Source organism: Trichlorobacter sp. (assembly GCF_034008105.1).
Lineage (GTDB): Bacteria > Desulfobacterota > Desulfuromonadia > Geobacterales > Pseudopelobacteraceae > Trichlorobacter.
In genome coordinates, this window is sequence record NZ_JAVEPN010000018.1 from 1 (window position 1) to 11,725 (window position 11,725).

Sequence of the window (11,725 nt, forward strand, 5' to 3'; positions counted from 1 at the left end):
ACTTCCCAGGGAGAGACGATGCCAAGGGCCATACCAAAGAGCTGTTCGGGTTGCATGTGACGGGCACCTCCAAAATGAGATGACCGACTATACCACGGCTACCCACTCATTTCGACGAAGAGCCTAAATTAAAGGAAAGCCAGGGACATTTCCCGTATTTGCTAACAGCCTGCACGCGAAAAAAGACGAAAAATCAGAAAAATTAGGAAAAATTAGGCAAAATTAGGGGACACAATACAGAATTGCAAGTCAAAATCTAAAATTCGTATTGCGTCCCCGGATTTCCCCGGATTTCCGCGTGATCTGAAACCGGCATAACCGAAAACACAGAAAGCCGACCCCTGAAGGATCGGCTTTCTGTGTTTGGATTTACATTGAAGAAAAATAGCTATGGAGGTATATCACACCTAACGACACCGTCATTCTATATTCGGAGAGTGCATATCGTGTTTGAAGTCTATTCATCTGTATCTGCATGGCCGTTAAATGACAAAATCAATTTTTCGACTTCTATCGCAACATGGTTAACGGCAGTTGGCACTATCGGGGCTGTAATTACGTCGCTCTGGTTTGCATGGTCAAAAAACAGGCTGCGCCTTAAAGTTCACGTAGGGCTTATGGTTGCCATGGGTGATATCACTGGAGACCAATATTGCAGAATAAGGGCGGTAAATATTGGGCTACGCCCGATTACTATCACTAATATAGGTTGGAAGTGTGGGATTTGGCATTGGGGCAGAAAATATGCGATTCAGGACATCTCATTTTCACCGAGTGCATCAGAGATACAAAAGATATCGTCAAAACTTCCACTGCTTCTCAATCATGGAGATGAATTTAACGTCTATTTACCAGCATTGAATTGGCTGGAATCAGCAAGTTCATTTGTAGGCAAGAACCGAATCATTGCAAAGTCTTTAAAAGTAACTGTATTCACATCAACAGATGAAGTAATTGAAAAAAAGGTATCAGGAGATTTGATGAAGGCTTTAAGTGGCACGCTAAAGGATGTACAGAGATAGTATTCACCTTACAGCCTGCACGCACCCCCCTGCACCAACAAAAAAGGCCGGCCCGTTTCCGGGCCGGCCTTTTAACATTCACGCAACAACTCGCTTCAGGCTGCCTCTTTCAGCATAAAATCCACATGAACGGCATCATAGGGGAACAGAATCTGCCCGGCCTCGTTCTTTTCCAACAATCCGGCCACCAGCAGTGCCTGCACATCGCCATGCACCGCCTTTACATCACGCTGCACACGACGTGCGGCCTCGCGGATGCTCATCGCCCCTGCCCCGGTCATTGCCTGCAGCAATTCCCAGCGTTTGGCGGTAAGTGTCTTAAACAACAGCTCCGGTGTTGCAAAGCTGATGAAACTGCCTTGCTGGTTGCCGCTAAAGGCACCGATAAAACGGCGGCTGGCCAGGTCTCGACTCGCAATTTCTAGTGTTACGGTGTTCATCTCACTACCTCCAGGCATCAACATCACGCCAAAAGTCCTCTAACAATCTCTGCGGACCAACAAATCGATAGGGGGTTTCACGGCCATCTGCATGCCGGTGGTCCCCCTTACCGGCCTCATTGTCATAGCGCAGCACACACGTTCCGTCGACCACCAGCGCGAGCCGGTACTTGAACCGATGGTTGCTCCCCTTAGCCGGCACGTTCAACTGCCAGACCACCATTTCGACAAAACGATTCTCAACAAGGGCAAGACGTTCGCGATACAGGAGCATAGCGTTCATGTTGGAGATACTACCAACACCATGTGCTGTTGTCAATTACCACAACACGTAAAATTACAAAAGCCGCCCCACACAGGGCGGCTTTTGTTTGCATCACTAGCTCTTCTGCTCGTTAATACGCCTCTTTGTTCTCCAGCAGATCCTGCTCGGTGACCGGGGCGCGGAAGACCCGGTAGACCCAGATCTTGTAGGCGATCACGATCGGGACGAAGATCAGCGCCACCACGGTCATGATCACCAGCGTGTACTGGCTGGAGGACGAGTTGTAGATCGTCAGACTGTGGGCCGGATCGAGGCTGGACGGGATCAGGTTGGGAAACAGCCCGGTCACGCCGGTGAAGACCACGAACAGGATCGTGACGCAGGAGGCGGCAAAGGCCTTGAGCGGCTTGTTGGCGATCATGTAGGCCTGCACCGCCACCAGGGCCAGCACGGCGATGGCCGGGATCAGGAACAGGTACGGCGCTGCCAGGTAGTTGTCATAGAGTTTGGTGCTGTAGGCGGTGGCCCCCAGGAACAACAGTGCCACCAGCAAGAGCGGGATCCAGAGCATCTTGGCCAGCTCAAAGGCCCGCTTGCTCAGATCGCCCACGGTCTTGACCGAGGCGTAGAGGGCGCCATGCACCGCAAACAGGCAGACAAACAGCAGACCGGTCAGGATGCCGTAGGGGTTCAGGAGCGACAGCAGGCCGCCGTGGTGGCCGCTGGCATCCATCGGCAGACCTTTAAAGATGTTGCCAAAGGCCACCCCGAACAGCAGGGCCGGCAGAAAACTGGAAACCATAATGGCGCGATCCCAGGCCCCTTTCCATTGTTCCCCTTCCAGCTTGCCGCGGAACTCGAAGGAGACCCCGCGCACGATCAGCGAGAACAGCAGCAACAGCAGGGCGGTGTACATATAGCTGAACATCAGGGCATAGGTGGTGGGAAAGGCGGCAAAGGTGGCGCCCCCGGCGGTGATCAGCCAGACCTCGTTACCGTCCCATACCGGACCGACCGAGTTGATCAGCAGCCGTTTTTCCGTATCGTTCTTGGCCAGGATGCCGGACAGGAAACCGGTGCCCAGCACGAAACCGTCCAGCATGAAGTAGACCGCCCACAGCACGGACCAGAGCACAAACCAGGTAATCTGGAGTTCCATAGCTACGCCACCTCCTTGACCGGGATCATACCGGTTGTGTCGTTGTCAGGCCCTTTTTTGGCATACTTGGCCAACAGATAGATGTCGATCACCCCCAACAGACCGTACAGCAGGGTAAAGCCCACCAGTGAGCCCCCCACCTGCACCAGCGAGACCGATTTGGAGACGCTGTCGGCGGTCTTCAGTACGCCGTAGACCGACCAGGGCTGACGGCCCAGCTCAGCCACCAGCCAGCCCAGTTGTACTGTGATGTAGGGCAGTGGCAGGGCAATCACCATAATCCACAGGAACAGTTTAAAATCGAGAAAATGCTTCCAACGGGGCATGATCACCGCCAGCAGGCTGAGCCCGATCAGCAGGGTACCCAGGCCCACCATCAGCCGGAAGCTCAAGAACACCGGCAGTACCGGCGGACGCTCCTCCTTGGGGAACTCCTTCAGCCCTTTGACCTCACCGTTCACGTCATGGAAGGCCATAAAGCTGAGCATGCCCGGTATGGAGGCGGTGGCAACCGCATTGCGCTCGTTGGCCTCGTCCGGCACCAGCAGCAGGTGCATCGGCGCGTTACTCCGGGTTTCCCAGACCGATTCCATGGCGGCAAACTTGGTGGGCTGCACCTTGGCGATCTCCACCGCGTGAAAGTCACCGCTGGCCCCCACTGCCAGGCCGGACAGCAGGCCGAACATGGCGGCGGTCTTAAAGGAACGGGTGAAGAAGTCAATCTCGTTCTTGCGCAGCAGGTGCCAGGCGGCGATGCCCATCACAAAGAAGGCCGCCACCATATAGCCGGAGGTGACGGTGTGCAGGAACTTGATCCAGCCGTAGGGGTTGGTGATCAGCGCCAGGAAATCGTTCATCTCGGCCCGGCCGTTACGCAACACAAAACCGACCGGCTTCTGCATCCAGCCGTTGGCCAGCAGGATCCAGAGCGCCGACAGGTTGGTGCCGAAGGCCACCAGCCAGATCGTGACGGCGTGGGCCTTCTTGGAGATCTTATCCCAGCCGAAGATCCAGACGCCGATGAAGACCGACTCAAGGAAGAAGGCCGCCGTGGCCTCGATGGCCAGCGGTGCGCCGAAGATGTCCCCCACATAGCGGGAATACTCGGCCCAGTTCATACCAAACTGGAACTCCTGAGTGATGCCGGTCACCACCCCCAGGGCGAAGTTGATCAGGAACAGCTTGCCCCAGAATTTGGTCATCCGCAGATAGGTCGGATCACCGGTGCGGACATACTTGGTCTCGAACCAGGCGGTCAGGACCGACAGGCCGAGGGTAAGGGGAACGAAGATGAAGTGAAACATGGTGGTGACTGCGAACTGCAGCCGGCTGAGGGCGAGGACGTCCATGCAACCTCCCGGATATGAAATGGTGCAGTCAGGTTGACTGCCGCTGGTAACTGTAGCGCAGTTTTATAAAAAAGCAAGAACAAAAAAGACCATTTTTATCCTATTGATCGACCGGCACCTACGCCACAAAATTGAAAGAGCATGTTTTCACATGGTCACAGATAGGTCAGCGGATCGGAAAGCCCGGCTTCCTGGAAGCCTTTCAGCCGCAGCCGGCAGGAGTCGCAGCGGCCGCAGGAACGGCCATCCGGTGCAGGATCGTAGCAGGAATGGGTCAGGCCGTAATCAACCCCCAGCGCCGTTCCACTCTGGATAATCTGGGCCTTGGTCAGGTCGATCAGCGGTGTGTGGATCGTGAAGCGGCCACTGCCCTCCACACCGGCCTTGGTGGCTACATTGGCGGTCTGCTGGAAGGATTCGATAAAGGCGGGGCGGCAGTCGGGATAGCCGGAGTAATCCAGGGCATTGACGCCGATAAAGATGTCGAAGGCCCCCAACACCTCGGCCCAGCCAAGGGCAAAGGAGAGGAAGATCGTGTTACGGGCCGGCACGTAGGTAACCGGGATCTCGTTGTTCACTCCCTGCTTGGGCACCTCCAGATCGGCGGTCAGGGCGCTGCCTCCCATCTGGCGCAGGTCAAAGGAAACCACCAGGTGTTCCACGGCCCCCAGCCGCTTGGCATTAGCCTTGGCCAGTTCCAGCTCATAACGGTGCCGCTGACCGTAATCGAAGCTGATGGCGTAGGGACTGAATCCTTCGGCCTGGGCAATGGCCAGACAGGTGGTTGAATCGAGACCGGCGCTATACAGAACAACCGCCTTGCGCATGGTGCCTCCAGAAGGTGAGTATACTTCGCTGCAAGCATAGAGGGTCAGGGGGCATGGGTCAAGGGGCGATGCTGGCACAACCGCGTCGATTCATGCTACAGTGCCGCCATGGACGACCTGCGCCGCCACTACGAGCAGCACCCCTACCCCCGCTACCCGCTGCTGGCGTCATTACGACGCAAGGATGTCAAGCACCTCAGCCTGGCCGACCTCTGGCAGCGCCACAATGGCCACAAGCTGCCGCAGGAGTTACGCCGCATCCTGGTTGCCGGCTGCGGCAGCTTCGCCCCCTACCCCTTCAGCCTGGCCAACCCCGCTTGTCAGATCACCGCCCTCGATCTTTCACAGGCCAGCATAAAGCGGGCGCGGCTGCACTGCCTGCTGCACCTGCGCTTCAACGTGGACTTCATACTAGGCGACCTGCTGGATCCGACCATTGCAACCGGGCCCTTTGGCATGATCGACGCCTATGGGGTGCTGCACCATCTACCCGATCCGTTGGCAGGCCTGATGGCCCTGAAACAGCGGCTGACACACAACGGCCTGCTGCGGGTCATGCTCTACAGCCACGGCGCCCGCCGGGGGACCGAGGCAGCACGACGGGCGTTGCGTCGACTGGGCATCACGGATGTCGCCAGCCTAGAGGCGCTCTATGATCGCCTGCCCAAAGGGTCGCGGCTGGCCCGGCGACTGGCCGAGACACCTGAAGGGAACACCGACCACGGCCTGTCCGACGCCTTTCTGCACCCCCAGGTCACCACATACCGGGTTGCCCAGCTGGCTGGACTGGTTGCAAAGAGCGGCCTGGAGCTGCTGACCTTCTGCCACCCAAACGCCCTGAGCGACCCTTGCCAGGAATGGCAACGCTTGGCAGGCCTGGAGGAGAATGGAACCCTCGATGACAACTACGTGCTGCTGCTGCGTAACGCCACTCCTGCTCCTCAACGTTCCCCTGCAGCCCGCAACCGATAAACACCGGTAAAAAAAGCAGAATAAACTGGACTCTCCCGGCATCAATCAGCTATAAAATTGCGACCATCTGGCGCACCTTGTCATCAAAGGCTTTACGACTGCATGCATAAACCCCGTCACCATATGGCGTCCGTCCTGCTTTCCTGTCTAATCGGCGCCGCACTGCTGCTCAGCATCGCCGCACTGCAGCACCTGTTTGTCTCGCACGTACCGCTGATCCCCCGCAACTTCGTCATACCGGTTCTGGTGGGCGCCTCCATCGGGCTGTTTATCGGCCTGTACCATCGGCGCCTGCTGCAGCGGGAAGACCGACTGCAGGAGGCCTACCACGATATCTGGCAATCGGCCTACTACGACCAGCTGACCGGCCTGCCCAACCGGACCCTGCTGCTTGATCGGCTACGGCAGGCCGTGGCCCATGCCTGCCGTCATCAACAGACCCTTGGTGTGCTGCTGCTGGATATCGACCGCTTCAAACGGATCAACGAAAGCCTGGGGCACACCCTGGGCGACCAGCTGATCCTGCTGGTGGCTGAGCGGATCTCCAGCTGCATCCGCGACAGCGACAGCGTTGCCCGGCTAGGCGGCGATGAATTCGTGCTGCTGATGCCCGACCTTAAACACCCCGACGATGTGGCCTTGGTGGCCAACAAGATACTGACTGCGGTGGCCCAGCCGATCGAACTGGAAGGTCAAGAGGTGTTCTGCAGCTGCAGCATCGGCATCATTTTGGCGCCACTGGATGGTGATGATGGAGACACCATTCTCAAACATGCCGACATCGCCATGTACAAGGCTAAAGACTCCGGCGGCAACTGCTACCGCTTCTACTCCTGGTACATGAACCAGCAAGCCGTTGAACGTCTGGCCATGGAGGCCAATATGCAGCGGGGGTTGGAGCGTGGCGACTTCTTCCTGCACTACCAGCCCCAGATTGATCTGCGCTCAGGAAGGATTGTGGGGGTGGAGGCGTTGCTGCGCTGGCAGGCCCCCAACATCGGACCGATCTCGCCGGAGCTGTTCATCCCCCTGGCGGAGGAAACCGGCTTTATCATCCCGCTTGGGGAATGGGTGCTGCGCAGTGCCTGTCAACAGGCCGTCAACTGGCAACGTCAGGGCCTGCCTCCGACCCGGATGGCGGTCAACCTTTCGGTCCGTCAGTTCCGCCAGAAGGATCTGGTGCAGACCGTGGCTAACGTGCTTGCAGAAACCGGGCTTAAGCCCTCCCTGCTGGAGTTGGAGCTGACTGAAAGCTGCTTTGTCGAGCGTCCCAACGAGGCGATGGCCGTCTTGCATGAGCTGAGTCGTATGGGGGTCAACCTGTCAATCGACGACTTCGGCACCGGCTACTCGTCGTTGGCCTACTTAAAGCTCTGCCCAATCAACCACCTCAAGATCGCGATTCACTTCGTGCGCGACATCACCACTAACCCCGACGATGCCGCCATTGCCGAGGCGATCATCGCCATGTCACACGCCATGGGAATCCGCGTGATTGCTGAAGGGATCGAAACCACTGAGCAGCAATCATTTCTGGTGAACAAGGACTGCGACCTGGCCCAGGGCTTCCTGTTTGCACGTCCAATGCCGCCCGAAAAGATCGCCCCCCTGCTGGCAAAGGGTGAATCTGGCCAGTCTGCCTTCAGTGAAATCCTCAGCCCGCAACCGGCGCTTTTCTAATCACACCCACGGTCAAGCACCTGCTTGACCTCAGCCGCGCATCACCTGCCCCGCGGACTAAGTTCCTTGCAGCGTCCCAGCGTACAGGCGCCGGTCATACGGCGGATGTCATCCAGCGTCCGCCCTCCATCACGCATGGCCTGCCGGATAGCGCCAGCGGTCACGGCACTGCAGAAACAGACCAGTTCGTCATCGTTGATCATCGTTTGACACCTTTCCCCTTCACCAGACTCGACGTGCGCTCCGCCTCGTACACGACAATCTGTTCCGCCAACCGCACCATAGCCAGCACCTCCGGGTGCCGCAGAGAGTAGTAGATCTTCAACCCTTCCTTGCGCTGCTTGAGGATGCCGCTCTTGAGCATCATCTGAAGGTGGCGCGAGGTGTTGGACTGCTCATGACCGATGGCCGGAAAAATCTCGCAGACGCAGTGTTCACCATCCTGCAGCAGCTCGATGATCCGCAGCCGGGTTGGCTGTGCCATGGCCTTCAGTATGTCAGCGCACAGATCAAGCACGTCCATTCGCTACTGCTTTCCAGCCGGCAACAGGCCAAGCTCTTCCATGAAATCGGCAGCCGCATCGCCGCGCAGGTTCTCTGCCAGCCCGGTCAGGCCATCGGTCAGGTAACGGGCGTTGTAGCCCTTGGTGCGCAGATAGGCCATGGCCAGGGCCGATCGGTCCTTATGGGGGCAGGCGGTGACGATGATCTTGTCCTTGGGCAGCTCCTGATACCGCTTGGGCAGCTCGTTCAGCGGAATAAACAGACCAAAGCCCATCCGCCAGGCCCTGGTTTCCTCCGGAAAGCGAATATCCACCAACACCGCCTTTTTCTCCACCAGCAGCTTGATCAGCCGCTTGCTATCGGTCTTCATGTCAGCCCGGGTGTCATAATCAAAGCTGGTCAGGAAACGGTCAAAAGCCTCTTCAGCCGCAACAGCGGGCATCACAAAAAAACAGATGAACACGAGTGACAACGTAGCAATACGCAGCATCGTTACACCTCCCTATCGTTCCTGATCAGGTGCTATCGGCTCACCAACCAGCCCTGACTCCGTTGCGCTGACACCCTCCAGGTGACTGATCAGACGATAGATGGCCGCCGGTGAGCGGTTATTGTTTCTGGCAATAGTCTCCAGCTTCTCCTCCGGGCCGCTGATCGTAATCCCCTGTTTTTTCAGCTCGGCAAGTGCCGGTTCCAGCTCAATATCCACCTTCCGCAGCAAACTTTTCAACGGCAGCAGCTCGGCATGGCTGATAACCGGTTCGTCCTCCTCTGTCTTGATCCAAGATTCTTTGACATATTCATTCAAATCCAGAATGTAACTGAGCGGAGGGGTTTTGTAGATACCGGCAACGGTACAAAAAATCGTGATCACTGCTGCCACGGCCAGCTCAACCTTCAGGGTTAGGGCCTTACTGACCTTGTCTTGGAAGCAACTGACCAGCGCCCGCCAGTTAAGCCAGGTGTGCCACAATCCGGCCAGGGCAAACAGCAGGCTGGTGGTGATATGCATGTCACCCCACTGGGTCTTGGTCAGCCCCAGCATCCGCCAATCCACCCATGCAGCGATGCGCCCCTGGGGCACGATGAACAGAACCACGCCGGAAACGGTCATGATCAGGAAACTGAGGGCGGTCAACAGCGAGATGAATCCCCGCAGATGTACGCGTCGTATAGCACGGTCTACCATCGGTTGTATTCTCCTTCAGAGCTTAGTCAATCGGTGCCGGTTCTGGCAGCAGCCGCATCACAACATCCCCGCAATCTCTTGCGGTGTGGCCAGACGGCCTGAAAACAGCACCGTGCCGTCCTTGACCAGGGCCGGGGTACTCATCACACCGTACTTCATGATGGTGGCGATATCCTCCACCTTGACCAGTTCAGCCTGTTTACCGCTGATAGTCAGCGCCTTTTGCACATTTTCATACAGGGTCTTGCACTTGGCACAGCCGGTGCCCAACACTTCCAGTTTCATGGTCTTGCTCCTTTGCGTGGATTTTTGTCCGATTAGCGCTCGTGACCGCAGCAAGCAGCCTGCCGCTCCTGATGCTGCAATGGCTTGATCAGGGGGCCGCCGTTGCAGTCGCTGCATTCCAGCTGGATGGTGGTGTGGGTGATGTGAAAGTCATGTTCCAGGCGGTGTTCAAGTTGGTGCAGCAGCTGGCTTCTCTGCCCCTCAAAGCCAGGCTCAACCTCCACATGTACCGACAGGGCGGTGATATGGGAGCAGACCGACCAGATGTTCAGGTGGTGCAGATCGCGAACCCCCTCGACGCCTCGGATAACCTCGGCCACCTGCTTGATATCCAGCCCCCGCGGCGAGCCCTCCATCAGGATATGCACCGACTCCCGCAGTATCCGGCCAGCGCCGGTCAGGATCAGCAGGCCGATGGCGGCCGACAGCAGGGCATCCAGCACAAACCAGCCGGTGTAGTACATGATGATGCCGCCGATGATCACCCCCACCGAGGCCGCGGCATCGCCCAGCACATGCAGAAAGGCGCTTCTGACGTTCAGGTCATGGTGACTGTGGCTGTGCAGGGTCTTGGCAGCCAACAGGTTCATCACCAGGCCGATCACGGCGATCACCAGCATCGGTCCGCTCTTGACCGGCTGCGGCTCGCCAAAACGCCCCCAGGCCTCATACAGGATACCCAAGCCCATCAGAAAGACGGTCAGGCCGTTGATGAAGGAGGCGAACACTTCGGAGCGATGAAAGCCGAAGGTGTGCCGTTCCGAGGTGGGCAGACTGGCCAGCTGCACCGCTGCCAGCGACAGTACCAGGGCGAACAGATCAAGAAAGACATGGGCCGCATCGGACAACAGGGCCAGCGAATTGGTCCAGAGGCCGCCCACCACCTCGGCCACCAGCGTCACGGCGGTCAGGGCGATGGCGATCTTGAACCGGGCAGTCAAACGGCTGTCGATCGAAACACTCATCAGATCGCCTGTGGGCAACAGGAAGCCCTGTTACGTGGTCCATCAGTACATTGCATTCAGCAACCAGCCGACAATCGTAAAGGCGATCAACAGCATCAGAAACACGATCGCCAGCAGCCGCCACTGCATGACCTGCTTGAGCATCACGAACTCGGGAAAACTGGCCGCAACGGTACTCATGCAGAAGGCCAGGGTCGTCCCAAGCGGCAGCCCTTTCACAATCAGGCTCTCCATCACCGGTATAATGGCCGTGGCATTGGAATACAGCGGTATGCCGATAACAGTCGCCACCGGCACCGACCACCACTGCCCGGCCCCAAGGTGGGCCTCGAACCAGGTATCAGGCACAAAGCCATGCAAGGCCGCCCCCACTCCCACACCGACAATCACCCAGATCCAGATGCGGCCAAACACCTCTGCCAGTTCACGTTTGGCAAACTCGTGACGTTCCTGCATGGTAAAACGCTTCTTCTCACCGGCCGCTACGTGGGCATGCTGCCCATCGTCATACACCTTGCGGGCAAAGCCCTGCAGCAGACGTTCGGCCTTGATCGCATCCAGGAACATACCGCCGGCAATTCCCACGCCAAGACCGATCAGCACATACAGCAGGGTGATCTTCCAGCCCACCAGGCTCAGCAGCAGGACAACCGCAATCTCGTTGATCAGCGGCGAGGTGAGAAGAAAGGCCATGGTCATGCCGACCGGGATACCGGCGGAAATGAACCCCAGAAACACCGGGATGCTGGAACAGGAACAAAACGGGGTGATCGCCCCAAAAACCGAGCCCAGCACATACCCGACCAGCCGGTGCTTGCCGGCCAGGTAGCCACGCACCCGCTCAACCGGCAAGGATATCCGCACCAGGGCAATCAGGTAGATCATCACAATCAGCAGGAAATAGATCTTGGCCGTATCCTCGAGAAAAAAACTGAGCGCCTGGCCCACACGGGACTGGGATGACAGCCCCACCAGCCCATAGACCAGCCAATCGGCTACATCCTTAAAAAAAGACAACATATCCTTCGAACTCCTTTACGTGGCGCTGCCAACACATGACTGAACAAT

General features: G+C 57.6%; 15 protein-coding genes. 3 read left to right on the top strand and 12 right to left on the bottom strand.

Annotated elements, in window-relative coordinates; translation table 11 throughout:
- Positions 1-446: 446 nt before the first annotated feature.
- The gene (locus RBQ93_RS10825; protein ID WP_320372136.1) at positions 447-1,022 is read left to right on the top strand and encodes a hypothetical protein; all 576 of its coding nucleotides are present in this window, start codon (positions 447-449) and stop codon (positions 1,020-1,022) included.
- 95 nt (positions 1,023-1,117) lie between these two features.
- On the opposite strand, the gene RBQ93_RS10830 is transcribed toward RBQ93_RS10825, so the two are convergent.
- From RBQ93_RS10830 to queC, 5 genes are all read right to left on the bottom strand, one after another.
- Positions 1,118-1,462 carry a transcriptional regulator gene (locus RBQ93_RS10830; RefSeq protein ID WP_320372137.1) on the bottom strand — a complete coding sequence of 115 codons (345 nt, stop codon included), beginning with the start codon at positions 1,460-1,462 and terminating at the stop codon, positions 1,118-1,120.
- A gap of 4 nt (positions 1,463-1,466) precedes the next feature.
- A complete protein-coding gene (locus RBQ93_RS10835; RefSeq protein WP_320372138.1) occupies positions 1,467-1,745 on the bottom strand; it encodes a DUF6516 family protein in 279 nt (92 codons plus the stop codon).
- 112 nt (positions 1,746-1,857) lie between these two features.
- Entirely contained in the window at positions 1,858-2,886 is a 1,029-nt protein-coding gene (gene cydB / locus RBQ93_RS10840) for a cytochrome d ubiquinol oxidase subunit II (RefSeq protein ID WP_320372139.1), read from the bottom strand.
- Between the two features lie 2 nt (positions 2,887-2,888).
- Entirely contained in the window at positions 2,889-4,235 is a 1,347-nt protein-coding gene (locus RBQ93_RS10845; protein WP_320372140.1) for a cytochrome ubiquinol oxidase subunit I, read from the bottom strand.
- 155 nt (positions 4,236-4,390) lie between these two features.
- Positions 4,391-5,062: a 7-cyano-7-deazaguanine synthase QueC gene (gene queC, locus RBQ93_RS10850; protein ID WP_320372141.1), complete on the bottom strand. Its 672-nt coding sequence runs from the start codon at positions 5,060-5,062 to the stop codon at positions 4,391-4,393.
- A 108-nt stretch (positions 5,063-5,170) separates the two neighbouring features.
- Between queC and RBQ93_RS10855 the strand changes: the two genes are divergently transcribed.
- Entirely contained in the window at positions 5,171-6,034 is an 864-nt protein-coding gene (locus tag RBQ93_RS10855; RefSeq protein WP_320372142.1) for a class I SAM-dependent methyltransferase, read from the top strand.
- A 102-nt stretch (positions 6,035-6,136) separates the two neighbouring features.
- Complete coding sequence (locus tag RBQ93_RS10860; protein ID WP_320372143.1) at positions 6,137-7,714, top strand: putative bifunctional diguanylate cyclase/phosphodiesterase; 1,578 nt, start codon at positions 6,137-6,139, stop codon at positions 7,712-7,714.
- Between the two features lie 41 nt (positions 7,715-7,755).
- On the opposite strand, the gene RBQ93_RS10865 is transcribed toward RBQ93_RS10860, so the two are convergent.
- From RBQ93_RS10865 to RBQ93_RS10895, 7 genes are read right to left on the bottom strand one after another with little or no spacing between them, the layout of a single operon-like run.
- Entirely contained in the window at positions 7,756-7,917 is a 162-nt protein-coding gene (locus tag RBQ93_RS10865) for a (2Fe-2S)-binding protein (protein WP_413818379.1), read from the bottom strand.
- On the bottom strand, positions 7,914-8,237 hold the full coding sequence (locus tag RBQ93_RS10870; protein ID WP_320372144.1) for a metalloregulator ArsR/SmtB family transcription factor: 324 nt from the start codon (positions 8,235-8,237) through the stop codon (positions 7,914-7,916). Before RBQ93_RS10870 ends, RBQ93_RS10865 begins: the two co-directional genes overlap by 4 nt.
- Before the next feature lie 3 nt (positions 8,238-8,240).
- Positions 8,241-8,708, bottom strand: coding sequence for a rhodanese-like domain-containing protein (locus RBQ93_RS10875; protein ID WP_320372145.1), 468 nt, complete (start codon positions 8,706-8,708; stop codon positions 8,241-8,243).
- 12 nt (positions 8,709-8,720) lie between these two features.
- Complete coding sequence (locus tag RBQ93_RS10880) at positions 8,721-9,407, bottom strand: DUF4405 domain-containing protein (protein WP_320372146.1); 687 nt, start codon at positions 9,405-9,407, stop codon at positions 8,721-8,723.
- Between the two features lie 57 nt (positions 9,408-9,464).
- Positions 9,465-9,692 (bottom strand): thioredoxin family protein, encoded by a 228-nt coding sequence (locus tag RBQ93_RS10885; RefSeq protein ID WP_320372147.1) that lies wholly within the window; start codon positions 9,690-9,692, stop codon positions 9,465-9,467.
- Between the two features lie 32 nt (positions 9,693-9,724).
- The gene (locus RBQ93_RS10890; protein ID WP_320372148.1) at positions 9,725-10,657 is read right to left on the bottom strand and encodes a cation diffusion facilitator family transporter; all 933 of its coding nucleotides are present in this window, start codon (positions 10,655-10,657) and stop codon (positions 9,725-9,727) included.
- Positions 10,658-10,699: 42 nt separating this feature from the next.
- Positions 10,700-11,677 (bottom strand): permease, encoded by a 978-nt coding sequence (locus tag RBQ93_RS10895; RefSeq protein WP_320372149.1) that lies wholly within the window; start codon positions 11,675-11,677, stop codon positions 10,700-10,702.
- Positions 11,678-11,725 lie beyond the last annotated feature (48 nt).